26 protein-coding genes are annotated in these 24444 nt (G+C 65.2%); 10 read left to right on the plus strand and 16 right to left on the minus strand.

Annotation, left to right across the window (positions count from 1 at the left end; genetic code table 11):
• Nucleotides 1-39: 39 nt before the first annotated feature.
• From V3328_RS03180 to V3328_RS03190, 3 genes are all read right to left on the minus strand, one after another.
• On the minus strand, nt 40-288 hold the full coding sequence (locus V3328_RS03180) for a hypothetical protein (RefSeq protein WP_340328187.1): 249 nt from the start codon (nt 286-288) through the stop codon (nt 40-42).
• A 402-nt stretch (nt 289-690) separates the two neighbouring features.
• Nucleotides 691-984 carry a hypothetical protein gene (locus tag V3328_RS03185; RefSeq protein WP_340328188.1) on the minus strand — a complete coding sequence of 98 codons (294 nt, stop codon included), beginning with the start codon at nt 982-984 and terminating at the stop codon, nt 691-693.
• Nucleotides 985-1009: 25 nt separating this feature from the next.
• On the minus strand, nt 1010-1300 hold the full coding sequence (locus V3328_RS03190; protein ID WP_340328189.1) for a DUF2934 domain-containing protein: 291 nt from the start codon (nt 1298-1300) through the stop codon (nt 1010-1012).
• Nucleotides 1301-1474: 174 nt separating this feature from the next.
• Between V3328_RS03190 and V3328_RS03195 the strand changes: the two genes are divergently transcribed.
• Nucleotides 1475-1810 (plus strand): hypothetical protein, encoded by a 336-nt coding sequence (locus V3328_RS03195; protein ID WP_340328190.1) that lies wholly within the window; start codon nt 1475-1477, stop codon nt 1808-1810.
• A 252-nt stretch (nt 1811-2062) separates the two neighbouring features.
• Here the strand turns inward: V3328_RS03195 and V3328_RS03200 are convergent, their stop codons facing one another.
• From V3328_RS03200 to V3328_RS03210, 3 genes are read right to left on the minus strand one after another with little or no spacing between them, the layout of a single operon-like run.
• On the minus strand, nt 2063-2851 hold the full coding sequence (locus V3328_RS03200) for an SDR family NAD(P)-dependent oxidoreductase (protein WP_340328191.1): 789 nt from the start codon (nt 2849-2851) through the stop codon (nt 2063-2065).
• 14 nt (nt 2852-2865) lie between these two features.
• Nucleotides 2866-4041, minus strand: coding sequence for a zinc-dependent alcohol dehydrogenase (locus V3328_RS03205; protein WP_340328192.1), 1176 nt, complete (start codon nt 4039-4041; stop codon nt 2866-2868).
• A gap of 20 nt (nt 4042-4061) precedes the next feature.
• On the minus strand, nt 4062-4589 hold the full coding sequence (locus V3328_RS03210) for an SRPBCC family protein (protein WP_340328193.1): 528 nt from the start codon (nt 4587-4589) through the stop codon (nt 4062-4064).
• 233 nt (nt 4590-4822) lie between these two features.
• Here V3328_RS03210 and V3328_RS03215 point away from each other — a divergent pair, with 233 nt between their 5' ends.
• Entirely contained in the window at nt 4823-5101 is a 279-nt protein-coding gene (locus tag V3328_RS03215) for a helix-turn-helix domain-containing protein (protein WP_340328194.1), read from the plus strand.
• 50 nt (nt 5102-5151) lie between these two features.
• Here V3328_RS03215 and V3328_RS03220 read toward each other — a convergent pair whose 3' ends face one another.
• The 6 genes from V3328_RS03220 to V3328_RS03245 are packed head-to-tail and all read right to left on the minus strand — an operon-like array spanning nt 5152 to nt 11853.
• Complete coding sequence (locus V3328_RS03220) at nt 5152-5526, minus strand: hypothetical protein (protein WP_340328195.1); 375 nt, start codon at nt 5524-5526, stop codon at nt 5152-5154.
• On the minus strand, nt 5523-8105 hold the full coding sequence (ctaD, locus tag V3328_RS03225) for a cytochrome c oxidase subunit I (protein ID WP_340328196.1): 2583 nt from the start codon (nt 8103-8105) through the stop codon (nt 5523-5525). The genes V3328_RS03220 and ctaD overlap by 4 nt, the downstream gene beginning before the upstream one ends.
• Nucleotides 8105-9166 (minus strand): sodium:calcium antiporter, encoded by a 1062-nt coding sequence (locus tag V3328_RS03230; RefSeq protein WP_340328197.1) that lies wholly within the window; start codon nt 9164-9166, stop codon nt 8105-8107. The genes ctaD and V3328_RS03230 overlap by 1 nt, the downstream gene beginning before the upstream one ends.
• A 3-nt stretch (nt 9167-9169) precedes the next feature.
• The gene (locus tag V3328_RS03235) at nt 9170-10159 is read right to left on the minus strand and encodes a cytochrome c oxidase subunit II (RefSeq protein ID WP_340328198.1); all 990 of its coding nucleotides are present in this window, start codon (nt 10157-10159) and stop codon (nt 9170-9172) included.
• Nucleotides 10156-11277 carry a c-type cytochrome gene (locus tag V3328_RS03240; protein ID WP_340328199.1) on the minus strand — a complete coding sequence of 374 codons (1122 nt, stop codon included), beginning with the start codon at nt 11275-11277 and terminating at the stop codon, nt 10156-10158. Before V3328_RS03240 ends, V3328_RS03235 begins: the two co-directional genes overlap by 4 nt.
• Before the next feature lie 3 nt (nt 11278-11280).
• A complete protein-coding gene (locus V3328_RS03245; protein WP_340328200.1) occupies nt 11281-11853 on the minus strand; it encodes a cytochrome c oxidase assembly protein in 573 nt (190 codons plus the stop codon).
• Nucleotides 11854-12134: 281 nt separating this feature from the next.
• Here V3328_RS03245 and V3328_RS03250 point away from each other — a divergent pair, with 281 nt between their 5' ends.
• The gene (locus V3328_RS03250) at nt 12135-12974 is read left to right on the plus strand and encodes a fumarylacetoacetate hydrolase family protein (RefSeq protein WP_340328201.1); all 840 of its coding nucleotides are present in this window, start codon (nt 12135-12137) and stop codon (nt 12972-12974) included.
• 12 nt (nt 12975-12986) lie between these two features.
• Here V3328_RS03250 and V3328_RS03255 read toward each other — a convergent pair whose 3' ends face one another.
• Nucleotides 12987-13919, minus strand: a complete 933-nt coding sequence (locus V3328_RS03255) for a DUF6807 family protein (protein WP_340328202.1) — start codon at nt 13917-13919, stop codon at nt 12987-12989.
• A 592-nt stretch (nt 13920-14511) separates the two neighbouring features.
• Between V3328_RS03255 and V3328_RS03260 the strand changes: the two genes are divergently transcribed.
• The 6 genes from V3328_RS03260 to V3328_RS03285 all read left to right on the plus strand — a co-directional run bounded on the left by V3328_RS03260 (nt 14512) and on the right by V3328_RS03285 (nt 20453).
• Nucleotides 14512-15315 carry a FadR/GntR family transcriptional regulator gene (locus V3328_RS03260; protein WP_340328203.1) on the plus strand — a complete coding sequence of 268 codons (804 nt, stop codon included), beginning with the start codon at nt 14512-14514 and terminating at the stop codon, nt 15313-15315.
• Nucleotides 15316-15410: 95 nt separating this feature from the next.
• Entirely contained in the window at nt 15411-16655 is a 1245-nt protein-coding gene (locus V3328_RS03265; RefSeq protein ID WP_340328204.1) for a branched-chain amino acid ABC transporter substrate-binding protein, read from the plus strand.
• Between the two features lie 172 nt (nt 16656-16827).
• Nucleotides 16828-17715 (plus strand): branched-chain amino acid ABC transporter permease, encoded by an 888-nt coding sequence (locus V3328_RS03270; RefSeq protein WP_378759246.1) that lies wholly within the window; start codon nt 16828-16830, stop codon nt 17713-17715.
• A gap of 28 nt (nt 17716-17743) precedes the next feature.
• Nucleotides 17744-19006, plus strand: coding sequence for a branched-chain amino acid ABC transporter permease (locus V3328_RS03275; protein ID WP_340328206.1), 1263 nt, complete (start codon nt 17744-17746; stop codon nt 19004-19006).
• The gene (locus tag V3328_RS03280) at nt 19003-19758 is read left to right on the plus strand and encodes an ABC transporter ATP-binding protein (RefSeq protein ID WP_340328207.1); all 756 of its coding nucleotides are present in this window, start codon (nt 19003-19005) and stop codon (nt 19756-19758) included. Before V3328_RS03275 ends, V3328_RS03280 begins: the two co-directional genes overlap by 4 nt.
• Nucleotides 19758-20453 (plus strand): ABC transporter ATP-binding protein, encoded by a 696-nt coding sequence (locus tag V3328_RS03285; RefSeq protein ID WP_340328208.1) that lies wholly within the window; start codon nt 19758-19760, stop codon nt 20451-20453. The genes V3328_RS03280 and V3328_RS03285 overlap by 1 nt, the downstream gene beginning before the upstream one ends.
• Nucleotide 20454: 1 nt before the next feature.
• Here the strand turns inward: V3328_RS03285 and V3328_RS03290 are convergent, their stop codons facing one another.
• A complete protein-coding gene (locus V3328_RS03290) occupies nt 20455-21048 on the minus strand; it encodes a glutathione S-transferase family protein (protein WP_340328209.1) in 594 nt (197 codons plus the stop codon).
• Between the two features lie 296 nt (nt 21049-21344).
• On the opposite strand from V3328_RS03290, the gene V3328_RS03295 reads away from it, so the two are divergent.
• A complete protein-coding gene (locus V3328_RS03295) occupies nt 21345-22556 on the plus strand; it encodes an alpha-hydroxy acid oxidase (RefSeq protein ID WP_340328210.1) in 1212 nt (403 codons plus the stop codon).
• A gap of 9 nt (nt 22557-22565) precedes the next feature.
• On the opposite strand, the gene V3328_RS03300 is transcribed toward V3328_RS03295, so the two are convergent.
• Nucleotides 22566-23858, minus strand: a complete 1293-nt coding sequence (locus V3328_RS03300; RefSeq protein ID WP_340328211.1) for a TRAP transporter large permease — start codon at nt 23856-23858, stop codon at nt 22566-22568.
• Nucleotides 23855-24376 (minus strand): TRAP transporter small permease, encoded by a 522-nt coding sequence (locus V3328_RS03305; protein ID WP_340328212.1) that lies wholly within the window; start codon nt 24374-24376, stop codon nt 23855-23857. The genes V3328_RS03300 and V3328_RS03305 overlap by 4 nt, the downstream gene beginning before the upstream one ends.
• Nucleotides 24377-24444 lie beyond the last annotated feature (68 nt).

The raw sequence follows: 24444 nt of genomic DNA on the forward strand, positions 1-24444 counted from the left end.
GCTGGGAGGCTTGCCGGGCCCGCTCCGGCGGCAGGCACATTACTTGCGGCTGTTCCCCACCGGGACGTTTTGGCGCGGACCTCCCGGTATGGTCGTATGCACCCCTTTGCGACCTTCTTTACTGGCGCCGCCCAGATCTGCTCCTGGACGGTCGACCTCGTCCTTGCCTTCCGGCTTTTGTCCCGCAACCTTCCTGCGTTCGGCCAGGGGCTTGATGCCATACCGCTCTTCTTTGCCTTCAGGCTCTGTCGGATGATTGGTACCGCTGGATTTTCTGCTGGTTGTCATCGGGCGATCCTTTCTGTTTGTGTGGCCATCGACCACCTGCAGCCGCCTGTCAAAAAGCGGAAGGGGAAACCCAGATCACATAGGCGCTGAGCGCCGCGAGGCTGAGCACGGCAATGGCTATGGCAAGCGCCGGTACCCTCCGCTTTGGGGTCTCCGGTTGTCTGTCTCCGAGTCCACCCTCACCCAGTGCTCTCTCGCGCTTCCGTGTCTGGGCAACCCACGCGGGATCCGGCGGCGTGCCCGCGGCCTCATCGTCGGCGCCAAGCGGCGCGGCTGCTGGGTCGGATCCAGGTACCTTGTCACCGGTGCGACCGCTGTCGATGTCCGCTCGCAACTGTTCGGTGGTTGCGCTGTTGTCGGCTCTCACGTTGCTGTCCGCCTGCTGTTTCGCAGCCGCCGCCGTCAAGCGGAAGCCTTGTCAACGAACTTGAAAAAGCGGCTGGTCGATCCGTCGCTGGTCTTGTCCTGATAGAGGAAGGCGAGGTTGCTTTGCTCGAACTTTTCGAAGAACTCGGCCCATTCGATCTGCTCCAGATCTTCCTCCGGCTCGCCGAAATCGATGCGCAGTATGCCGGGATCCTCCTCGGTGCGGGTCGCCGACACTGCCGCCGGCTTGCCGCCCCGTTCCTCGACCCAGCGCCTGATCACGTGATGATCGGTGGTCGTCTTTGACGACCCGTTGCTCTGCGAATTCATGGTCTTGCTCCTGTGCCGTGTGAACCTAGCTGCTGCTTTTCCTGCTCGGCCCGGCTTGCCCCTCTCCCTGATCGGTAAGGGTCGGGAACTCGCCCTGGTTCTCCACTGCTTCTATGGGCTCAACGTCTCGCTGCCGCGCCTCCGCACCGGAACGGGGAAGCGGCTTCTTCGCCGCGTGGGGATTGTCTTCTATGGCTATAAGCTCCCGCGCCATGTCCCGGAATTCGTCCTGCCGTCCAGCCGGCGCGCCCTCCTGCTCCCATAGGTGCCTGGCGCGGGCATCAATCCGCTTCTCGAGGTCACTGTCTTCCGCCATGTCACGTCTCGCGCCGCTGTTTCGTTGAATGTCCCGTGACCGATCAACCCGTCCGGCGGGTGGGCGGTTCCGTGACCGCAGTCAAAAAAGGCTTGAGCCGTGGCCGCCGTGGCCGGCTCCGGAACTGGTCTCAGTGCTCACGGGTTCACCTGTCAGCAACTGTTGGAGCACGACATGACGCAGAAAATCCATCCGACCCGACGCACGCCCGAGTCCGAACAGGCGCTTCACACAGAGGTCATCGCCGCCGACCGTCCCGTCACGACGACGACAGGACGCCAGGATGAGCCCGCCGATGTTCGCTCCCCCGATGAAATGCCGGAGCCCGACGAGATGCCTGACGAAACCGAGCCCGGGGAGTACGAGCCGGACGATCTGTGGAAAGCCACACGGTCCCGGCCGGTAAGCGAGACAACGGCCCGCCGCGGTGAGACTGTCGACGGGCTGGATGATACGGAAGAGGCGGTGCGCCGCGAGGCAGAAGACCGGAAATTGCCGGACAGTGACTGATCCCGGATACCGGCGTCGCTCCGCCTCGTTTCCGTTCGTTCCTTCTCGAGCGGTTCGGATATTCTCCCGCGCGGTTTCGGCCGAGATGCTGTGAAGGAATAGGGCCGAGGGCCCGTTTCGTTTGAAGGGATTTGCGATGCCAGGACGTCTGGCGCGGGACCATTGGCTGATGCCGGCACGGCCCCGTCCAGAACTCGCCGCCACATTCCCGCCGATCGTCCACGGAGGATGCCGGCAAGGCTCTGGTCCGCGCTAGGAGCTGCCGGTTCCCGGCTCGGCCATCTTGCGATGCTGCTCGGCTAGCTGGTCTGCGGGCATGACGTGCGCCATTGCCGCCTGCATCTTATTCTTCCATCCGGCAACGACATCGCCTTCGCCCTTGAGCATGGCGTCATACCCGACTTTCGCCACATGGGCGGGATCGTCCTTGTCCTGGGTGCCCACCTTCGTGTCGAGCATGTCGGCCCGCCGGAAGAAGTCAGTGTCTGTGGGTCCCGGCATCAGGCACGTCACGGTCACTGCGCTGTCCTTCAGCTCGTTGCGCAGGGCGAACGAGAACGAATCCAGGAATGCCTTCGTGCCATTGTAGACGGCCTGAAAGCTTCCCGGCATGAAGCCCGCAATCGAGCCCACGATGAGGATGCGGCCTTGATCGCGATCGCGCATCTGCCGTCCAATGACGTGGATGAGGTCCAGGGTGCCTGTGACGTTGGTGTCGACGACCCGATGGATGTCGTTCAGATCCTGGTCCAGGAAGGCATGCCCGAGACCGACGCCCGCGTTGGCGAGCAGTGCATCGACGGGCCTGCCCTTCAGGGCGGCAACGAGCTGATCCACGCCCTCTTTTCCGGACAGATCGGCGACAAGGTGTTCGACGCGGGCACCGCTGCTTTGCAGGTCCCGCGCAGCCTTTTCGATCTGCGGTTCGTCGGCGACGATGAGAAGGTCGAAACCATCCTCCGCGCAGCAGCGCGCGAGTTCGTAGCCGATGCCGGTGGATGCCCCCGTGACCACGGCAAGCTTGCCGCGTGCATCATTCATGGCGGTTCTCCTGGCTAGTGTGGCTTGAGCACGACTTTGGTGCATTCGTTCTGCTGTTCCTTGAACAGCCTGTAGCCTTCGGCGGCCTCCTCGAGCGGCATCCTGTGACTGATCATCGAGGTCGTATCGACCTTGTCCTCGAGGACGAGTTCGAGAAGCTTCGGCAGGTATTTCTGTACGTGCGTCTGCCCCGATCTGATGGTAAGTCCCTTTTCCATCAGTGCGCCGATCGGAAACTTGTCGGCAAACCCGCCGTAGACTCCGGGTATCGAGACCCGGCCGCCCTTCCGGCAGGCGAGGATGACCTGTCGGAGCGCGTGAATGCGATCCGTGGCCAGCATGGTCGTCGTCTTGACGTGGTCGTAGACGTTGTCGATGGCCATGCCGTGCGATTCCAGTCCGACGGCATCGATGCACGCGTCTGGCCCGATGCCCCCCGTCATGTCCTTGACCGCGTCGTGTACGTCGCACTCTTCGTAATTCAGCACCTCCGCCCCGAAATCGGCCGCCAGATCCAGCCGACGCGGATGGTGATCGACGGCTATGACCCGTTCGGCGCCAAGCAGGAAGGCGCTCTGCACAGCGAACAGTCCGACGGGGCCGCAACCCCATACCGCTACCGTGTCTCCCGTCTCGATCTCGCAGTTCTCCGCGGCCATCCAGCCGGTCGGCAGGATGTCGGAGAGGAACAGCACCTTGTCGTCGTCGACGCCATCGGGAACCCGGATCGGGCCGACATCCGAGTACGGAACACGGACATATTCGGCCTGGCCGCCGGCATAGCCACCCGTCAGGTGCGAATAGCCGAACAATCCGGACATGGGGTAGCCGTACAGCTTCTCCGACATGTCGGCCTTGTCGGCCGGATTGGAGTTGTCGCAGGCTGAGAATTGCTGGCGATCGCAGAAGAAGCACTTGCCGCAGGCTATGACGAACGGCACCACGACCCTGTCGCCGACCTTCAGCGATTCGTTGGCGGGTCCGACTTCCACAACCTCGCCCATGAATTCGTGGCCCAGGACGTCCCCAGCCTGGAGCGTCGGAATGACCTTGTCGTAGAGATGGAGATCGGAGCCGCAGATGGCGGTCGAGGTGACCTTGAGGATGGCGTCCCGCGGATTGACGATCCGGGGATCCGGGACGGTCTCGACCCGCACGTCGTGTTTTCCTTGCCAGGTAAGGGCGCGCATGTTCGATCCTTCTGATCTGGTCAGTCGCGGGGCGCCGCGTCAGGCGGCTCCGCGGTGCTGATCTCGCCGGTTTCCATGAGTTGCTTGAAGCGCCGCAATTCGCGGCGCGTCTGGATGGCCGGTTCCCTCTGGAACAGCTTCGCCACCAGCTTTCCGATTGCCCCGGAGGGCGGGTCGTAGGAGATCTCGGCCCGTATCTGCGTGCCCCGACCGCCCGGGGCCGCGAGAAACTCGATCCGGCCGGCGTTGTCGATATCGGCGCCTTCTTCCGAGCGCCACGCGATCAGGCGATCGGGCTCGTCCTCCACGATCACCGACGTCCAGGTGACCTCCGTGCCGCCCGGTGCGGCGACCGTCCAGCGCGACCGCCGCTCGTCCAGCACCTCTATCGACTGTATGTTCTCCATGAATTTCGGCAGGTTCCCCACATCCCTCCAGAAGGCATACAGTTCCTCCAGGGGGCGGTTGACGGTGATCGCCCGTGTGGTGGTCGTGGTGCCTTCAGAGTCGCTGTCGCTTGCCGGGGTGGAATGCTCCGCAGTTGCCATGCTCGGCCTCGCACTTCCTTGCTGTGATGATTTCGCCCGGTGCCCTTCGTCGCGTAGCGGCTCACCGTCGGCCATGCCTATTCAACCAACGGGAGGCTGCGGAGTTCCCTGGTGCGACCGAAGTTCAGGCGGGCGTCGGCTTGCATTCGGCTAGCCTCCTGAAACGCTTGAACCCTGTCGGCGTTGACCCGGAGACGCGGAATGCGGAGCCCCATGGCCGAAAGGAAATGACGATGAACAAGCCCACCGACACGAAGACCAAAGCGGTCGATAACCCGGACGACGAACCGGTCCCCCAGTCGGTTCTCGAGGAGATCGAGGCCGGCGGACACCCGATCAAGGTATGCCGCGAATACCGGGGACTGTCGCGAGAGCAGCTCGCGCGGGCGGTGGATATTTCGGAGGAGTATCTGGCACGGCTCGAGGCGGGCGAGGTGCGAGGGGCGTTCGACGCCATCAGCAAGATCGCCCACAGGCTGAGGATGCCTACGGATATTCTGATCGAACAATAGGGTTGGCCGCCATGCGGGCGGTGGCGCAGCGACAGAGTGCGCCGTCCGTGCTAGCGGCCCTGCGTACACGCAGCGACGAACACGATGCTGCTTCCGGTCCACAACACGGCAACCATCGCAATCAGGGTGGCGAGGCGGGCTGTCCGGACCAAACCTGTCTTTACTGCAGTTTCAGTCGGCACGCCGAGCAGCGGCGCGATCCGCGCCGCCAGCAGCAAATGGACCGCCAGCATGGCCGCTGCCGCGGTCGTCGCGGCGGCGACGGCGAAATCCGCCCACCACGGCGCCAGCAGAACCGCACAGGCAAACGTCGTGACCGCGTACGCGACAGCGAACTGCGCGACCCAGATCAGCGGGCCGGCCGAGATCAACACCAGCGCGCCGACGCCCGACGCGGTGAGACGTTCGGGACGTCCGGTGTTCATTGGGCCACCCTCGGAAACCCGTGAATCAGGACGAGACCGAAGAGAACCTGGCCCACGGCATAGTGATAGAGTATGGCGCAGTTGTCGAAGCTGACACGCCGCACCGCATCCAGCCTGCCGGCCGCGAGCCGCGCAACGACGAAGCCCGCCATGACGGCGACGGCCGCGGCCACCTGTCCGTTGATGACGGTCTGCATGTAGACCATGGCCGAGTAGGAATTCTGCGTCGGCTCCAACCCGCTCCGATAGTGGCCGAACAACTCGGTGCCGACGGCGCCGAGCAGCAGCAGAGCGCCCGATCCCGCGAGAACCGGCCCGGCGATATTGCGGGATCCGGCCGGCGGCAGGTTCCGCGCTGCCAACCACATGACCGCCGATCCGCAGACAGCCATCGAGGCGGAGACGAGCGGGTAGGGCAGGGCGGGCAGTTCCGGCGATCCGGTCGGCGCCCACACGTCGGGCGAAACCACCCACAGATAGAGGTAGGAGAAGACATAGGACAGGTAGAGCGAGCCGGCGACGAGCAGCAGAACGATCATCGCCCACCAGGAATGTGAGGTCGGCCCGGTCATGTAGGTGGGCAGGGATATGCCGCCGCCGATGTCGACCTTGTCTCCCCGGGGTCCGTTGCCCGGGCCGTGGTCGAGTCCCCAGACCCAATGGAGCATGGCGGCGATGGCGATGGCTCCGCCGATGAGCGCGGGGATGACCAGCTTGATCGTCAGCAGCAGGAACAGCGACGCAGTTCCGACCGCGGCGATCACCGGCGCCCATCCGGCGCCTGGCATGCGGATGATGTATTCCGGCCTTGCTTCAACGGGTGAAGTCACGAGGGTCTCACGCCCACCGGTCGGGGCATTCGGGAGATAGTAGTGACCGTTTCGCACGTCCTCGGGCATATCCGGTGTGTCCCAGAGCGGCTCGCGGCTCGTCACGTGCGGGATGCTGCGCGTGGAATAGACGTCGTTCGGCAGCCATTCGAGGGTTCCGGCGTTCCAGGGATTTGCCACGTCGCCTTCGCCGGGGCGAAACGATCGAACCAGATCGATGACGAAGATCAGGACGCCGGCCGCCAGAATATAGGCCCCGGCGGTGGAGACCATGTTGAGCCAATCCCAGCCAATCTCGCCCGGATAGGTCCAGATGCGCCGCGGCATGCCGCGCAGGCCGGCGATGTGCAGGGGGAAGAAGGCGACGTTGAAGCCGACGAACATCAGCCCGAATACCCACTTGCCGAGGCGCTCGGAGAGCTGTTTGCGGCTCACCATCGGGAACCAGTAGTAGAACGTGGCGAACAGCGGGAAGACCATGCCGCCGATCAGCACGTAGTGCATGTGGGCGACGACGAAGTAGCTGTCGTGGACCTGAAAATCCACCGGCACGAGCGCGACCATGATGCCGGTCAGGCCGCCGAGCGTGAATATGAAGAGGAAGCCGAGGATAAACAGTGACGGCGTATTGATCCGGAATCGGCCCTTGCTCGAGGCGATCGTGGCAATCCACGAAAACACCTGGATGCCGGAGGGGACGGCTACCGCCATGCTCGCCGCCGAAAAGAAGGCAAGGCTCAGTGACGGAATGCCCGTCGTGAACATGTGGTGGACCCAGAGGCCGAACGAGAAGAAGCCGGTCCCGATCAGGGCGATGACGATCAGCCGGTAGCCGATCAGGGGCCGTTGCGCGAAGGTTGGCACCATCATCGAGACGAGGCCGGCCGCCGGTAGGAAGATGATGTAGACCTCCGGATGTCCGAAGAACCAGAACAGGTGCTGCCACAACAGCGGGTCCCCGCCGGATGCCGCCGTGAAGAACGGCCAGCCGAAGGCCCGTTCGATCTCCAGCAACATGGTGGCGAGGATCACCGCCGGGAACGCGAACATGATCATTGCCGCGAATATCAGCATCGCCCAGGCGAAGAGCGGCATCTTCATGAGCGACATGCCGGGGGGACGGGTCTTCAGGACTCCGACGACGATTTCCACGGCGCCTGCGATCGCGGAAATCTCGATGAAGCCTATGCCGAGCAGCCAGAAGTCGGCATTGTCCCCGGGCGAGAACTGCATCAGCGTCAGCGGCGTGTACATGAACCACCCGCCGTCGGGGGCGAGGTCGTAGAGGATGGTCGAAAAGAAGACGAGGCCGCCCACGACGTACGCCCAGATCGCGAAGGCGCTGAGCCGGGGGAAGGGCAGGTCGCGTGCGGCGAGCATCTGCGGCAACAGCATGACGCCCAGCGCCTCGACCGCCGGCACGGCGAAGAGGAACATCATCGTGGTGCCGTGCATGGTGAAGAGCTGGTTGTAGAAGCCCTGGCTGACGAGGTCGTTCTGCGGCACTGCGAGCTGCGTGCGCATGATCAGCGCCAACACGCCGGCCATCAGAAAGAACAGGAAAGCCACGCCCAGGTAGAGCACGCCGATGACGGTGTTGTTCACCGCAGTGACGATCCGGAAGCCGCGAGGCGTTGCCCAGATGCGCTTCAGCTCGGCCTCTTCACCTGCCGGACGACGGCCGGGATTCGGCAGGTCGCGCGCATCGACATCGGTGGATTTCCGGGGGCTTGCAGGCAAGCTGGTCATCAAACGGGCCTCATCGTATAGAGCAGCGCGATGCCCGCCACATAGAGCACGGCGACGATGATCGAATCGTAGCCCATGCGCATCCATGCCTTGTCGCGACGCTCGCTCAGCCCTGCCATGAAGACACCCGTCAGCATGACGCACAGCAGCGCGCCGGCGGCGGCGAAGCGGTCGACGCGGTTGAAGATCGGCTCCCCGGAATCGAGAATGTCGGCGAGGAAGACCAGCCCGACATTGATCAGGTTGGTGCCGAGAATATCCGAGATCGCCATGGCGTAGAGGCGCTGCCGCGCCGCGCCGATGGCCGCGCTCAGCTCCGGCAGCGACGTGGCAAGAGCGACGAGCACGAACCCGACCAGGCTCTGGCCGAGGCCGCTCTTCTCGGCGATGGCGCCGCCGGTGCGCGCGAGTACGAAGCCGGCAACCAGGATGGCGGCGGCGACACCCGCCGTCTTGACGGCCAGCATGAGGTTGCTTGCTGGATCGGCGGCGCTGTCCTCCCGCTCCATCTGCTGCCGGATAAGCCGGCTGTCTACTTTGCCGTCATAGGCGGCGAGCCACGACCGGTGGCCGTCGGACCGGGAGAGGATCCAGACGCATCCGAGATAGCCCGCAAGACAACTCCACGACCACAATCCGGCGCCCAGGAACGCGATGTCTCCGACCGTCATCGCCATCGCCGCGAAGGTGATGAGGATCATGTTGAGGTTGCCCTCCAGCATCACGATCGGGTCGGGCACGACCGAGGTCAGCGCATCGCGGCCGACAACGGCATCGACGATCGCCAGCAGCGCCACCTGCATCGCAATCGAGCCGAAGATGTTGTTGACCGCCAGGACTGAGTCGCCGGCAAGGGATGCGGTCGCGGTGACTGCGATCTCGGGAAGCGAAGTCACGCCGGCCAGCACGACAATGCCGACGATGGCCTGTCCGAGGCCGGTGACCTTGCTGATCTGGTGGGCATATTCCGCGAGCCTAGTGCCGGCGAACCAGACGACGACAGCGGCAACGGCAAACAGGCCGAGATTCGAGAAGAGGCCGAGACCGGCAAAGTCGACCATGGCCTACTCCAGGCTCGCGAGATAGGAGGAGATCGAAGCCAACTCGTCCGCGCCCAGATAGTCGTATTCCGGCATCAGATTCGCGGGCTTGATGTGCTGGTTGTCCGCAATCCAGTTGGCGATCGCCTCGGCATTGTTCGGCAACGTGGCCGCGGCAAGCGAATGCCGGCTGCCGAGGTGGGTGAGGTCGGGACCCACGACGCCTGCCGCCGGCGTTCCGCGTATCGTGTGGCAGGCCCCGCATCCGTTGGAGAGGAAGAGATCGAGTCCGGCGGCAAGCGACTCATCCCGCGGCTCGCGCGCTGGCTGCGCCTCGGCCTCGAGCCAGGCGTCGTACTCCTCCGCCGGCATGGCGATCACGAAGAACGACATCAGCGCATGCGCGCCGCCGCAGTATTCGGCACACTGGCCGCGGGAGATGCCGGCCTCAGTCGGTTCTACGGTGAGCACGTTGGTGCGGCCGGGAATCATGTCGAGCTTGCCCGCGAGCCTCGGCGCCCAGAAGCTGTGTATGACGTCGGTCGTTATCAGCCGCAACGGCGTGGCGCGACCGACCGGGATGCGCAGTTCGTTGGCGCTGACGATTTCGCGGCCATCGGGTGTCTCGTAGACGACTTTCCACCACCAGCGCTTGCCGACGATGGTCGTGCCCGGGCCTTCCGCGAGTGCCGCGCGCGTTGCGCCCGCCTGCATGACGACGAAGCCGTAGACGAGCAGTAGGGTCAGTACGACGACGGGGAACACGATGCCGCCGCCGACGATGATCCAGTCGCCGCTGAGCCTCTCGCGCCAGCTCCTCGGCCCATAGATGGCAAGTCCGACGAGGACGGTGACCAGCAATGTGACCGCCGCGGCGATGGCGGTCACCGTCCAGAACAGCGGATCGATATCGAGCGCCTCGCGACCCGAGGGCGACAGCGCCGACTGGACGCCGCTGCAGCCCGGGAGCGCCACGGCAAGTGCGAAGACCTGTCCAACGCGCCTCGGAGTCATTGCGCCCTCGCCGATGCAGCCGCCAGGTCCTCCTGGCGATTAAGTCTGCCGATATACTCGGCAACCGCCTCCATATCGTCGTCCGACAGGCGCCCGGCGACATGCGCCATGACCCGCCCCTGTGCCGAGAGGCCACGGACACCGTTGCGGAACAGCTCCAGCTGGTTTGCCACGTAGCGCCCTGAAAGACCTTGCAGGCGCGGGAAGTCCGGTCCGGCGCGCTCGCCGTGGCAGCCGAAGCAGGACGGCAAGTCGCGGGCCGGATCGCCGCGCCAGGCAAGCTCGGCGCCAGGCGAAAGCCGACCCGCGGGGATAGGCGGTGGCTTCACCGCGCCAGGCGGGCCGCCGAGACGCATGGCGAGCGCGCGCATCTGGTCGTCCGACAGTTCCGCCGCGATGGGCTCCATCATGCCGCTCTGGCGCAGGCCGGCCCGATACTCCTCGAGCGAGCGGTAGAGGTATTCGGGCGATTGGTTCGTCAGCGGCGGCGCAAGCGCGCTCGCGGGCGGGGACTCCGCGCTGCCGTGACAGGCCTCGCAGAACTCCGCCATGGTTTCCGGGTCTCGTATCGGCAGTGATTTCCCGTGCGCGACGGGGCCTGTGAGCGTGTCATATTCCGCCGCATCGATTTCCGGGATCGCCATGATGAAGGCGACCACCGGCCAGACTTCGTCTTCGCGACCCTTTCCCGGCCAGGCCGGCATCCCGGTCATCTTCAATCCGTTGTGGACGATCCAGCCCAGTTCCGGAACGCTCCACTCCCGGGCCGCACCATCGAGCGGTGGCGGAGAGGGATACATCCCCTGCACGATGGGCGATGCCGGCCTGCCGGGCCGGCCGTGACAGGCGGCGCAGCCGTTCTCGAAGTGCAAAGCGCCAAGCCGCACCAGGCCAGGGTCATCGAGATCTGGAACCGAGCGCCGCTCGCCCCGCACGGAGACGGACCGGTCGAGGGCGAAGGTGATGAGAGATTCCGTTATGTTGAAGTGTCGCTCGTTCGCGGCAACGTTGTAGGCCCCGCTTGCAATGAAAACGACCCCGGCGAGGACGCCGAACGAGACGAAGATCGCAAGCCAGACCGCGCCACGCGCCAAACGGAGCTGTCGCAAATGCGGCATCGCTCAGGCCGCCCCGGTGCCGGTGCGCGGCGCCAGGTCAGGGCGGTCCATGCGCAGCAGCCATCGGGACGCTACAATCGTCGCGCCGAAAACGTAAGTCAGGGGGCAGCCGATCAGCATGAGCAGCCCGGCGAGCTGCTGGTCGGCGAGACCGGAGAGCTCCGGACCCTGAGCATGGGGCAGGGCGTAGAGCGGCCGTCCGGCGAACAACAGCAGCACCCCGAGCAGGCAGACGATCTTGCCGGTGATCAGCAGCGCTCCGATCGGCCGCCACGGAGAGGTCGGAGCCAGGCGGATCACTTCTCGCCAGAAGACGAAGGCGCTCGCCAGCAGGGCGACATGCGTGGTGGCGGAGATCGCCGGTGAACGGGAAATCTGTTCAAACACTGCGGGAACATGCATGAGCCACAGCAGCGCCAACTGGAAGACTGCGGCAGGGGCGAGCCAGCCGGCGAGCATGTCCAAAGGTCTGATCTGGATATTGCGAAGGAAAAGCGCGGCAAGCGGCGCGGCGACATTCATCGTCACGATGTGCAAAGCCATGTGCTGGGTCACGTGGCCAAACGCGTCCGACATTGGATCTCAACGGGAAACGACGGAAGAAGTTCCCCCGCTCTCCTGCTGGTCACTCAGCGTCCGTCTCCTCCAGCCACGCCGACACCGGTTGACTTCCGGATACAGGAGACAACGGAGACGCAGATCGCGCGGCCGCGATCGCGCTCGGCGCGTGAGCAGCACGGTCGACGCCGAGACACTGCCATATGCGGGTGAACCGGGTCGCGCGCCGGTCTTGTCGCACCGGGCGTTCCTGCCGTAAGGCTGTGCCGGCATACAACACAAGGGGAGACGCAGGGGCCATGAAACTGATCAGTTATTCGCGCGGGACGGCGAACGGATGGGGCGTGCTCGGCGACGACGGCGTCGTCGACATGACGGGGACGTTTCCAAGCCTGCGGGCCGCGCTGGAAGCCGGCGGCCTTGCGGACATCGCCGCCGCCGCCGGAGACCGAGGCGCGGATTTCCCGCTCGACGACGTTCGATTGCTGCCGCCGGTTCCGGACCCCGGCAAGATCATCTGCATCGGCCTCAACTACGGCAAGCACCTGGCCGAGAGCGGGGCGCCGATGCCGGAGTATCCCACGCTGTTCGTCCGGGTCACCGACACGCTCGTCGCGCACGACGAGCCGATGGTCGTCCCGAGCGTATCATCGGAGCTGGACTACGAGTGCGAGCTCGCCCTCGTCATCGGGAAGGGCGGGCGTCACATCGCCCGCGAGGATGCGTTGGCCCACGTTGCCGGCTACGCCTGCTTCAACGACGGCTCGGTGCGGGACTACCAGATGAAGCACTCGCTCGCCGCCGGAAAGAACTTCCACGCGACCGGCGGTTTCGGCCCCTGGCTGGTGACCGCCGACGCCATCCCCGATCCCGGCAGGCTGCAGCTGCGCACCCTCATCAACGGGCAGGAGCTTCAGAACGGCAACACCTCCGATCTCATCTTCGACATCCCGGAGATCATTTCCTACATTTCCGCTTTCACGCCGCTGTCGCCCGGTGATGTCATCTCGACGGGGACCCCGGAAGGCGTCGGGTTCGTCCGCAAGCCTCCGATCTTCCTGAAGCCCGGAGACACCGTCGAGATCGAGGTCGAGGGTATCGGCAAGTTGCGCAATCCGGTGATCGCGGAACCGTCGTGAGTATCTGACGGATCACCTGCCGCCCTTCGCCAGGTAGCCGGACAGGCGGTCCGCGACCCGGGCCGTGTCCGCATCCCCGTCATGGACGAGTACGCGGTAGCGGAGCGTCGTCGTTTCGCCGCGCCGGATTTCACGGCGCTCGTTGCGGAACGGCCCGACGGTCACCACGCCCCAGTCGGTGACGAACCAGGCCAGGTCGGCATGGTCGGCCGGATGCGGGCAGACGCTGACCCCGGCGACATGGCCGCCGCCCACGGGCCCCGAATAGTCGACCCAGGCAGCGTTGCTGCCGGTGATCGCGCCGCCGCCGTCGCGCCCGCGATCGTCGCTCAGGCGGCCACCGGACGTGACGGCGATCGATTCGGCGACGCGCAGATTGAAATATGAATGCCGGGTCGGACCCAACCGGACGTCCCAGTCGGCGGCTGCGAGGCGGGAGGTGACGTCGACCACCATTGTGTCGGTTTCGACCGAGACGTCGAGGAGTCGGGTCTCGGTCGCCGCGACGCGTCCCTCCGGTGCCGCCCACTCCGGGGGGCCGCGCCACTCCAGCGACTGCGTCAGCCGGTAGCCGGAGCGTCCGGTGGGTTCGCCTCGGGCGGCGGTCATGAGGATGCGCCCGGGCGCGCGACCCTGGAACGTCTCGTTGACGTAGAAGCCGTAGGTGTATTCCTCGAGCAGGCCGTCGGCGGCCGGCATCATGCAGGTGACGTGATCCGAGGCGATCCAGAGCGAGTTGTGATGCGGATGGTCGGCCGGCGCTTCCGAAGTGACGGGGAAGCCGAGCGGCGTGTAGAGGGGATACACGTAAGCGCGCTGCCGTCCCTGGCTCAGGGCCAGCACGGGCCGGCCCCGATGCCGCAGGACCTGACGCTCCCCGCTTGCCCATGCGCCGCGGGGCAGGGCGAGCCGGTCGGCTGAAAACGTGAACGGGCCGGCCGTCACGGCCCGACCTTCGCCGCGCCACGCGAATGTTGAGGTCGGAAGGCGTTTGTCGCTGGCGCCGCGCGGAGCAGACGGGATGCGTCGATCGTCAAGGGCGTGCTCCTCCTGATCCTGCCGTCGCCTTGTTGTCTTGGGACCGGGCCCTGTGCCGGCGATGTCGCGTCATGATCCCCGCTCGGATGGCGGCTTGCAAGGCGGCCGTCGACGTGGCCGCCCGGATCCCTCGATCCGCATTCCGCTGTGCCGAGGGAGGGCTTCGCGCGCCCGCAGGGGCACGGACGTGTCGAATGCTTCGTCCCGCTCGAGTTCAAGGGCGCGCAGTAGATGGAAGATGCGTTTGTCGGACAAACGGGCAAGACGGAAGAAGTGTGGAAATCCCTCCCGAAGAACTCGGTAACCTGTTGAATTGAAACGCCGGGATTTAGAAATTGACTCTACCGGGCGACGTAATATGGTTTGTCGGGAAAACCAATAAGACCTGCCTTGCGGATGCGCGTGCTGGTGATCGCATGTCTTCGCAGGAAAGAAGGGGTTTGGGAGGGATGTGGCGATGGACGCCGCGAATTGACCGCGACCGACGGGCCTGTGCCGGTTGCGGCGGGCGCTGCCGATGATGCTCCAGACGGACCGTCATCCCGCGAAGCGCATTTTCGACAAGCTCGATATCCTGCCGGCCTACCGGGTGGTTTCCAACGCCATCGAACAGCGCATCATGGACGGCCAGTTGCAGTTCGGCGACAAGCTGCCGACAGAAACCCAGATGGCCGAGGACTTCGGGGTCAATCGCTCGACGGTGCGGGAGGGCATCCGCCTGCTCGAGCAGCGCGGGCTGGTCAAGCGCAAGGCGGGACGGCGGCTCTTCGTCGCGCTGCCTCGCTACGATGAACTGGGCTCACGCGAGCAGCGGGCCCTGATCCTGCGCCGCGTCTCCTTCCGCGAGCTATGGGAAATCTCGATGACCCTCGAACCCGCCATCGCCCGCATGGCGGCCGAACGCATCGGCGAGGAAGACCTGGCCGGCGTCGACCGGAATGTCAGGCAGACCCGGCAGGCGATCGACAGCGGCAGGAGCCTGGTCGACGAGGATATCGAGTTTCACATCCTCGTGGCGCGAGCGACCGGGAACGAAGCGATGCTGCTGACGCAGGAGCCGACCATCCTGCTGTGCCGCTCCGCCATGAGCGCCATTGTCGACGCCTTGCCGCAGGCGCCCGGCCGGTTGCTGGAGGCGCATGCGGGGGTGTTCGACGCCCTCTGCGCCCGCGACGGTGATGCCGCCGAACGCTGGATGCGCAAGCACTTCACCGATTTCAAACGCGGATTTGACCTAGCGGGCCTGGATGACGAGCAGCCGATCGACGCGGTTGTCGCGTCGGTAAAGCCCGGCGGCCGCTAGGCCCGAGCAGGCAGGAGAAGCCTGGAGCCAGCCAACAAGAAGCACAAGAACGCAAGAACACCCGCCAACAGACGTAACAAACGGAGGAAATCAGAATGAGACGAACCTTGCGCAATGCGATATTCGGAACTGCTCTGGCGGCCGTCGCGTCGGCGCTCGTGCCGGGAATGGCTTCCGCGGAACCGGTCAAGATCGCCTATATCGACCCGCTGAGCGGCGGCTTCGCCAATATCGGCAATGCGGGCCTTGCCCACTTCCGGTTCATGGCCGAGCAACTGAATGCCGAAAACGCCCTGCCGGACGGGCTCACCTACGAGATCGTCCCTTTCGACAACAAGATCAACGCCGCGGAAAGCCTCACCGTCCTGCAGAGCGCAATCGATCAGGGGATCCGCTACGTGGTCCAGGGCAACGGGTCGTCGGTGGCCCATGCGCTGGTCGACGCGATCAACAAGTACAACCAGCGCAATCCGGGAGAGGAGCTTCTGTTCCTCAACTATGCGGCCATCGATCCGGCGCTGACCAACGAGAAATGCAGCTTCTGGCATTTCCGCTTCGACGCCCATGTCGACATGAAGATCGCGGCGATGACCGACTACCTGGTCGACCGTCCGGAGATCAAGAAGATCTACCTGATCAACCAGGACTACTCCTTCGGGCACGCGGTCGCCGCGGCGGCGGAGAAGATGATCGCCGAGAAGCGGCCCGACATCGAGATCGTGGGCAACGACCTCCACCCGCTGGTCAAGGTCAAGGATTTCTCGCCCTATGTCGCGAAGATCCAGCAGTCCGGCGCCGATGCGGTGATCACCGGCAACTGGGGCAACGACCTGTCGCTTCTGGTCAACGCGGGCAAGGACTCCGGCCTCGACGTCGAATGGCTGACGTTCTACGCGGGCCTGCTGGGTGGCGTCTCGGCGCTCGGCGATGCCGGCGTGGATCATGTCCGGCAGATCTCCGAATGGCATTCCAACGTGCCGAACGAGGAGACGGACGCGATCGTCACCGAATTCAAGGCACAGTATCCGGAGTTCGACTGGGCCTACTACCGCGTCGGAGTGCTGATGGACATGCTGACCAAGGCCATCAACGAGGCGGGAAGCGCCGATCCGAAGGCGGTGGCGTTCGCGCTGGAGGACATGCGCATCGACACGCCGGTCGGCGAGGTCTGGATGCGCAAGGACGACCACCAGTCGCAGCAGAAGCTGTATCTGGCGACGCTTGCAAAAGGCCAGAAGTTCGACCTCGAAAACAGCGGCATCGGCTTCAAGACCGACCAGGAGTTCGCGCTTGAGGACACCGTGCTTCCGACGACCTGCGAGATGCAGCGTCCCGAATAGCCCCTGAGCCCAACAGGTCCGGTCCGAACCGGCCCGGTCCGAACTGGCGGCCGGCCCGTGCGAACTTTCCCGCGCACGGCCGGTCCGCCGCTTCACTGACACTTGCGAGGCGGTCGTGGAAGGTTGGATATTCTTCCTGTTCAACGGAATCGTCTACGGATTGCTGTTGTTCATGATGTCGAGCGGCTTGACGCTCATCTTCAGCATGATGGGCGTGCTCAACTTCGCCCATGCCTCGTTCTATATGCTGGGCGCCTACTTCGCCTATCAGATCAGCACGATCGTCGGGTTCTGGCCCGGGCTCGTGGTCGCGCCGATCCTGGTCGGCTGCATCGGCGCATTGGTAGAGCGCTACTTTCTCAGGACCGTGCACCGTCACGGCCACGTGGCAGAACTGTTGTTCACCTTCGGTCTGGCACTGCTGATCGAGGAAACGGTGGTCCTGATCTGGGGACGGAACCCGGTCCCGTATTCCGTGCCGCTCGATCTCGACTTCGCCCTCTTCCAGATCGGCGGCACGTCCTACTCCGCCTACAAGATCTTCATGATGGCGGTCTCCATCGCCATGTTCGTGTTCCTCTACGGCATCATTGCCAGGACGCGGACGGGCCAGATCATCCAGGCCGCGCTGACCCATCCGGAAACCGTCGGTACGCTCGGCCACAACGTGCCGCGCATCTTCATGCTGGTGTTCGGAGCCGGCACCGGCCTTGCCGGCCTTGCCGGGGTCATCGGCGGCAACGCCTTCGTTACGGAACCCGGCATGGCGCGGGCACTGGGGACGATCGTGTTCGTCGTCATCATCGTCGGCGGGCTCGGATCGCTGACCGGCGCCTTCATCGCCTCGCTCCTCATCGGCGTCATCCAGACGACCGCGGTCGCGATCGACGTGTCGCTGACGGACGTCTTTGCGACGGTCGGCGTGAACCTTCAGGAGGTTCCGCTGCACGAGCTGTGGTCGAAACGGATCTCGGACGTCGCCCCGATCCTTCCCTACCTTCTCATGGTCCTGATCCTGGTGCTGCGACCGCGCGGGCTCTTGGGGACACGTGATTCATGATCGTCGCGTTCAAGGAGGTCCGACGGCGATGACCCTCGGTAGCCGCTTCGCGCCGCTGGCGCTCGTCCTCGGGACGGTCGTCCTGCTGGCATTGCTTCCTCACATGTTCGACAGCCGCTACGCGCTGACCCTCCTCAACCAGCTGGGCATCGGCATCGTCTTCGCGCTGTCCTACAACATGCTGCTCGGCCAGAGCGGCCTGCTGTCGTTCGGGCATGCGGTGTATTTCGGCCTCGGCGGCTTCACCGCCCTTCACGCCCTCAACGCCATCACCGACGGCGACCTGCCGTTGCCGGTTCCGCTCCTGCCGATCGTCGGCGGCCTGATGGGGCTTGCCGTCGGAATCATTCTCGGCTGGGTCTCGACGCGTCGCTCCGGCACGATCTTCGCGATGATCTCGCTGGGCTTCGCGGAACTGGTGGCGGCCTGTTCCAACATCATCCGCGGCTATTTCGGCGGCGAGGAGGGCATCTCGGGGGACAGGATGAGCGGGCCTGTCCTGTTCGACCTGACGATGGGGCCGCAACGCGACGTCTACTATGTCATCGCCGCCTGGATGCTGGTCTCGGCCCTGCTGATGTATCTGATCACCCAGACCCCGCTCGGACGCATGGCCAACGCCGTGCGCGACAATCCGCAGCGCGTCGCCTTCGTCGGCTACAATCCGCAGACGGTCCGGTTCCTGATGTTTGCGCTGTCCGGGTTCTTCGCGGGGATCGCCGGCAGCCTGTTTGCGATCAACTTCGAGATCATCACCGCGCAGGCCGTCGGAATCGAGTATTCGGCAAGCGTCCTGATGATGGCCTATATCGGCGGGACCGGGTACTTCCTCGGCCCGGTGCTCGGCGCCATCATCTACACGGCCCTGTCGATCGTCCTGAGCGCCTACACCGAAGCCTGGATGTTCTACCTGGGCGTCTTCTTCATCATCGTCGTCGTGTACGCTCCCAATGGGGTGTCGGGCATCCTGGCGGTCCACGAACCGGTGCTGCGGGCCCGGCTCATGCACCGACTGCTGCCCGCCTACGCCCTGGCGTTCGTGACCGGGGCGATCCTGCTTATCGGGGCCGTCGTGGTGATCGAGTCCAGCTACCACCTGTCGCAGCCGGGCGCGCTGACGACGACCATGAGCCTGGGCGGCATCGAGTACGACGCCGACGCCTGGCGGGCCTGGGCGTTCGGGCTCGGCGCCCTGGCTGTCGGCGCGTTCCTTCTGCGGGAAACGATCCGCAGCGTCGGCGGCGCCTGGGCCGACGTGCGGACCCGCATGGGCGGGGAGGCGGCAGCATGAGCGCCACCCCCGCAATCAGCCTGCAGGACGTGGAGAAATCCTTCGGCTCGACCCGGATCATACAGGGCGCCACGCTGGACGTCCTGGACGGAGAGCGGCACGCCATCATCGGCCCCAACGGCGCCGGCAAGTCGACGCTGTTTCACCTGATCAGCGGACATCTCGTGCCGACCTCCGGCCGTATCGAACTGCGCGGCCGCGACATCACCGGGATGGCGCCCTACAGGATCAACCGCCTCGGCCTCAGCCGCAGTTTCCAGATCACCACCCTGTTCCACCGCATGAGCGTGGTCGAGAACATCCGCTGCGCCCTCTACTATCCGCTCGGGTATCGATACTCGTTCTGGCGGCTGTGTCCGCGGCTGAAGGACGTCCACGAACGCGCCGACGAGATACTGGAGCGCCTCGGCCTCACCGGCCGGCGCGACGTCATGGCCGGGATGCTGTCCTACGCGGAACAACGCGCGCTCGAGATCGGCCTGACTGTCGCCGGCGGGGCCGACGTCATTCTCCTCGACGAACCGACCGCGGGCATGAGCCGCAGCGAGACGGCCCGGGCGGTCGATCTGATCCGGGCGCTGACCGAGAACAAGACGCTGGTCATGGTGGAGCACGACATGAGCGTGGTCTTCGAACTGGCCGACCGCGTCTCGGTCCTGCTCTACGGCGAGGTCATCGCCACCGGCACGCCCAACGAGATCAAGTCGAGCCGCCAGGTCCAGGAAGCCTATCTCGGCGTGGAGGTGGCGTGATGCTCCAGGTTCGCAACCTGAACGCCTACTACGGCAAGAGCCACGTGATCGACGGCATCGACCTCGACGTCGAAGCAGGACAGATCGTCAGCCTGATGGGTCGCAACGGCGCCGGCCGGTCGACGACGATCAAGGCGATCATGGGCCTCGTCCAGGCCGACGGCAGCATCCGCTTCGGCGACATGGAACTGCTCGGCCTGGAGCCGCACCAGATCGCCCATTGCGGCGTCGGCTACGTACCGGAGAACCGCGACATCTTTCCCAGCCTCAGCGTCCGCAACAACCTGCTGCTCGGCGTCAAGTCGGGACGCGGCAAGGGGCGCTGGAGCCCGGAGGACGCCTACGACCTGTTTCCCGTGCTGCGCGAGCGCGCCGACACCGCCGCGGGGTTCCTGTCCGGCGGCGAGCAGCAGATGCTCGCCATGTGCCGGACGCTGATGGGCGACCCGGATCTGGTCATGGTCGACGAGCCGACCGAGGGACTGGCGCCGCTGATGGTCGCGAAGGTCAAGGAACTGCTGCTGGAGATTGCCCGGCGCGGCGCCTCGATCCTGCTGGTCGAACAGAAGCTGACGATCGCCCCGGAGATATCCGAGCGGCTGTACGTCATGGGGCACGGCCGCATCGTCTTCTCGGGAACGCCGGCCGAACTCGAGGCCGACCACGCGCTGCGCAGGGAGTGGATGGAAGTCTAGTTCAGCTTGGACGGGTGGAGGCCATCGAGTCCCTGGCGTCCATTTCGGAAAACCATCTCGACAGGCCCGGCCGGCCCGCCCGCACGTCGACCTCCGGGTGACGGAAATCCAGCCACGCCACCGTGCAGGCGACTGCGATATCGGCGATGTCCGGCGTATCGACCGCCGCGGGCGCAATCGACTCCAGGGCATCCGCAGCGCGCCGGATCGCGGCGAAATGCGTCTCCACGAACGCCGCCTGGTCCGGCCCGCCCGGGCGCATCCTTTCGGTGCGGGCCGCGACGCCGCGATCCAGCATTCCCTGCGCGATGCCGAGAATTGCCAGCCGCGAGGCATTGTCGCGCAGCGGCGCGTAGAGCGCTCCTCCGGCCATGTCGTCGAGATGTCGGCATATCAGGTCGGACTCCGCGATCACCGTCCCGTCGTCCAGTTCCAGTGTCGGGATGCGGGCGATCGGGTTCACCGACCAGAAGCCCGTCGCAGGATCCCGCGGGTCGATTTCCAGCTCCGTCACATCGGCGACCTTCGGGTTTTCCCGCAGAACCACGCGCACGATGCGCACGTAGGGTGAGTTCTTCGACATGTAGAGTTTCATGGGCGCCTCCTTGCAGCCGCTGCCTGTCCGTCCGGCCGTTGTCCGCCTGACCCATCCGGAAATCCGATGCCGATGGCCCCTGCGGAGACACCGCCTGCCGCCCCAGCCGGCCATCGGGGCGTCGCCGCCGAGGGCATTCGGCCAGCCTGCGCCAAACCATTGGCGCGGGAGCGCTTTTTGATTTCCAGCAGCCTGTGTTGGGCCTTGAGGTCGAACGCCGGTGAGCCTAATGTTCACGTTAACACCGACGGAGCATAGCGTAGCGCCGCTGCCGCGAACAGAGGTAGTCGATCGAAATGACTGATACCGTGGCGAAGCCCGACTCCAGCGGCAATACGGCCCCGCCGTCCGCATTCCCCTGGCACCGCTCGAGGGCCAGCAAGGCGCGCAATATCGCGAACCTGCGCGAGGCGGCGAGAAAGCGGCTGCCGCGAGGCATATTCGATTTCATCGACGGCGGCGCCGAGGACGAGGTGACGTTGCAGGCCAACTCGGCCGCCTTCGGCCGGCATCGGCTGATGCCGCGCGTCCTGGTCGACGTCTCCAAGCCGGATCTGAGGTCCACGATATTGGGCTCCGGGCGCGGCCTGCCGTTTGCGATCGGGCCGACCGGCGGCATGGGCTTCGTCTGGCCCAGGGGAGATCTTGCGCTTGCCAGGGCGGCGGCGGACGCCGACATCCCCTTCGCGCTTTCGACGACGTCCAGCGTGTCGATCGAGGACCTGCGGGAACGCATCGACGGGCCGCTGTGGTTCCAGTCCTACATCTTCAGGCAGTGCGACTTCACGGAGAAGCTGATCCGCCGCGCCGACGCGGCCGACTACGAGGCGCTGATCATCACGGTCGACCTGCCGGTCGGCGGCAACCGGGAGCGCGACTACAGGAACGACTTCGCGGTCCCGTTCAGGCTGACCGGCCGGAACGTTCTCGACTTCGCGCTGCACCCCGAGTGGGTCTACACGACGCTTCGGCGCGGGTACCCCCGCTTCGGGAATATGGAGGATTTCGTGCCCTCGCACGACTCCTCCACGGTCGCCTCGACGGTCGGCAGGAACTACGATCCTTCGTTCAGCTGGGACGGACTCAAGCGCATCCGGGACCTGTGGCCGCGCAAGCTGGTGGTGAAGGGCGTCGTGCATCCCGGGGATGCGGCGGCGCTGGCCGACCTGGGGGCCGATGCGATCGTCGTCTCCAATCACGGCGGCCGCCAGCTTGACGGCGCACCCGCCACGCTGGATGCGTTGGCCGCGGTCAAGGCGGCCGTGTCGGGGCGCGCCGATGTCCTGCTCGACGGCGGCGTGCGTCGCGGCAGCGACGTGTTCAAGGCGCTTGCGCTCGGTGCGGATGCGGTGATGATCGGCCGCGCCACGCTCTACGGGCTTGCGGCCGCCGGCCAGTTCGGTGCGGAGCGCGCCGTCTCGATCCTGCGTCAGGAACTGACCCGGACCATGCAGCTGTGCGGCGCGACGAGCATAGACTCAATCGACGCGCAATACCTCATGCCGTGAACGGGCGCGCTATCGCATGTACTGAACGAGGAAGGTGGCGATATCCGGCACCGCGATCAGAAGCAGCAACAGCAGCACCAGCGCGGCGTTGAACGGCCAGGTGCCGCGGAACGCGTCCCGTATCGACAGACCGTCCATCATCGACTTCACCACGAAGATGTTGATTCCGATCGGCGGGGTGGTCAGGCCGATCTGGCAGACGATCACCACCGCCACGCCGAACCAGATGCCGGAATAGCCGACTTCCGTCACGATCGGATAGAACAGAGGAACGGTGAGGGCGATCATCGACAGCTCCTCCATCGCCGTTCCGAGCAGGATGTAGATCGCGCAGATCATCAGCACCACGACGCCGGCTGGCATGTTCGCGGCCTGGATGAAGCTCACGAGATCGCGGGGCATGGTGGTGAGATTGACGAAATTGGCGAAGATCAGCGCCCCGATCAGGATCATGAAGAGCACCGCCGTGGCGGTGGCCGTCTGGACGAGCACGTCGACCAGTTCCCTAAATGTCAGATTGCCGAGGAATATCGCGAACAGCAACGCGCCGAAGGCGCCGATGCCGGCACCTTCGGTCGCCGTGAAGACACCGGCATAGATGCCGCCGAGAATGACCACGAACAGCACGATGACGGCCCAGATCCGCCGCAGCGAACGCAGTCGGGTGTCCCAGTTCTCGCGGTTGCCCTTCGGTCCGGCAGCAGGGTTGCGCGTGACGATGAACAACACGGCCCCGCAAAGGAAGAGCACCGCCAGTATGCCCGGCACGATGCCGGCGACGAAGAGGCGGCCGATGTTCTCGTCCGTCATGATCCCGTAGAGGACGAGAATGAGGGACGGCGGGATGAGGATGCCGAGCGTTCCGCCGGTCGCGATGGTTCCCGCGATCAGATGCGGCTGGTAGTTGAACTTCGTCATCGACGGCGCCGCGATCTTGCAGAAGGTCGCGGTGGTGGCGAGCGCGGATCCGCAGATCGAACCGAAACCGCCGCAGGCCACGATGGTCGACATGGCGAGGCCGCCCGGTCTGTGGCCAATGAAGGCATAGGCCGCGCGGTAGATTTCCTCCGCCAGTTTCGACTGGACGATCAGGTTGCCCATCAGGATGAACAGCGGAATGACCGAGAGGGTATAGGCAAGTCCGGTTTCATAGACCACCTGACCAACCATCGCCAGGGAGGCGTTCAGGTTGACCTGGATGGCGAAGCCGATGAAACCGACGAGGCCCATGGCGATCGACAGCGGCACGCGCAGGAACGCGAGTGCGAGGAAGGCGGCAAACCCCAGGATGCTCTCGATCATGTGTCCGGCTCGCCCCGAGTGATCTCGCCTCTGTCGTTCGGGGAGGTCTCCGGACAGAAAGCCCGTATGAGAAACGCGATCGCCGTCAGTGCCAGGAGGCCGCTGATCGTGTAGGCGACGATGTCTATCGGGATCTTGATCTGGATAGTCGTCTCGCCCGCCCGCTCGAGCCGCTCGGCGCGCAGCCACAATTGGCGCGACAGCACCGCGACGACGAGGGCGCCCATCAGGTTGGTGACCACGTGCTGCGCCCTGCGCAGCGCGGGGGCTCTCGGCTCGAACAGGTCGACGACGATGTGCTCGCCCTTGTAGGTGACGAGCGGTAGCGCGGAAAAGATCATTCCCGCCAGGATGATCTCGGTCAGCTCCAGGCCGCCGTAGACGGGACGGTTGAAGAAATACCGCCCGAGAACGTCGGTGAGGGTCAGCAACATCAGCGCAAACAGCATGAATGCCGTCACGTAGCGAAAGAAACCCGTGCTCCAGGTTTCCAGCTTGTGGGTGATGCTACTGGTCATCGGGCCGCCGGAGTGCGGGGCGCGAGATTGCCTCGCGCCCCGGCTGCATCAATCCGCTGGGTGTGCGG

The sequence above is a fragment of the Microbaculum marinum genome (assembly GCF_037855135.1).
In the GTDB taxonomy this organism is placed as follows: domain Bacteria; phylum Pseudomonadota; class Alphaproteobacteria; order Rhizobiales; family Tepidamorphaceae; genus Microbaculum; species Microbaculum marinum.

Bases quoted from the DNA above. Each gene is read 5' to 3' on its own strand.
- V3328_RS03180 (WP_340328187.1), bottom strand. From the start codon at position 288: ATGACAACCAGCAGAAAATCCAGCGGTACCAATCATCCGACAGAGCCT.
- V3328_RS03185 (WP_340328188.1), bottom strand. From the start codon at position 984: ATGAATTCGCAGAGCAACGGGTCGTCAAAGACGACCACCGATCATCAC.
- V3328_RS03190 (WP_340328189.1), bottom strand. From the start codon at position 1,300: ATGGCGGAAGACAGTGACCTCGAGAAGCGGATTGATGCCCGCGCCAGG.
- V3328_RS03195 (WP_340328190.1), top strand. From the start codon at position 1,475: ATGACGCAGAAAATCCATCCGACCCGACGCACGCCCGAGTCCGAACAG.
- V3328_RS03200 (WP_340328191.1), bottom strand. From the start codon at position 2,851: ATGAATGATGCACGCGGCAAGCTTGCCGTGGTCACGGGGGCATCCACC.
- V3328_RS03205 (WP_340328192.1), bottom strand. From the start codon at position 4,041: ATGCGCGCCCTTACCTGGCAAGGAAAACACGACGTGCGGGTCGAGACC.
- V3328_RS03210 (WP_340328193.1), bottom strand. From the start codon at position 4,589: ATGGCAACTGCGGAGCATTCCACCCCGGCAAGCGACAGCGACTCTGAA.
- V3328_RS03215 (WP_340328194.1), top strand. From the start codon at position 4,823: ATGAACAAGCCCACCGACACGAAGACCAAAGCGGTCGATAACCCGGAC.
- V3328_RS03220 (WP_340328195.1), bottom strand. From the start codon at position 5,526: ATGAACACCGGACGTCCCGAACGTCTCACCGCGTCGGGCGTCGGCGCG.
- ctaD (WP_340328196.1), bottom strand. From the start codon at position 8,105: ATGACCAGCTTGCCTGCAAGCCCCCGGAAATCCACCGATGTCGATGCG.
- V3328_RS03230 (WP_340328197.1), bottom strand. From the start codon at position 9,166: ATGGTCGACTTTGCCGGTCTCGGCCTCTTCTCGAATCTCGGCCTGTTT.
- V3328_RS03235 (WP_340328198.1), bottom strand. From the start codon at position 10,159: ATGACTCCGAGGCGCGTTGGACAGGTCTTCGCACTTGCCGTGGCGCTC.
- V3328_RS03240 (WP_340328199.1), bottom strand. From the start codon at position 11,277: ATGCCGCATTTGCGACAGCTCCGTTTGGCGCGTGGCGCGGTCTGGCTT.
- V3328_RS03245 (WP_340328200.1), bottom strand. From the start codon at position 11,853: ATGTCGGACGCGTTTGGCCACGTGACCCAGCACATGGCTTTGCACATC.
- V3328_RS03250 (WP_340328201.1), top strand. From the start codon at position 12,135: ATGAAACTGATCAGTTATTCGCGCGGGACGGCGAACGGATGGGGCGTG.
- V3328_RS03265 (WP_340328204.1), top strand. From the start codon at position 15,411: ATGAGACGAACCTTGCGCAATGCGATATTCGGAACTGCTCTGGCGGCC.
- V3328_RS03270 (WP_378759246.1), top strand. From the start codon at position 16,828: ATGATGTCGAGCGGCTTGACGCTCATCTTCAGCATGATGGGCGTGCTC.
- V3328_RS03275 (WP_340328206.1), top strand. From the start codon at position 17,744: ATGACCCTCGGTAGCCGCTTCGCGCCGCTGGCGCTCGTCCTCGGGACG.
- V3328_RS03280 (WP_340328207.1), top strand. From the start codon at position 19,003: ATGAGCGCCACCCCCGCAATCAGCCTGCAGGACGTGGAGAAATCCTTC.
- V3328_RS03285 (WP_340328208.1), top strand. From the start codon at position 19,758: ATGCTCCAGGTTCGCAACCTGAACGCCTACTACGGCAAGAGCCACGTG.
- V3328_RS03290 (WP_340328209.1), bottom strand. From the start codon at position 21,048: ATGAAACTCTACATGTCGAAGAACTCACCCTACGTGCGCATCGTGCGC.
- V3328_RS03295 (WP_340328210.1), top strand. From the start codon at position 21,345: ATGACTGATACCGTGGCGAAGCCCGACTCCAGCGGCAATACGGCCCCG.
- V3328_RS03300 (WP_340328211.1), bottom strand. From the start codon at position 23,858: ATGATCGAGAGCATCCTGGGGTTTGCCGCCTTCCTCGCACTCGCGTTC.
- V3328_RS03305 (WP_340328212.1), bottom strand. From the start codon at position 24,376: ATGACCAGTAGCATCACCCACAAGCTGGAAACCTGGAGCACGGGTTTC.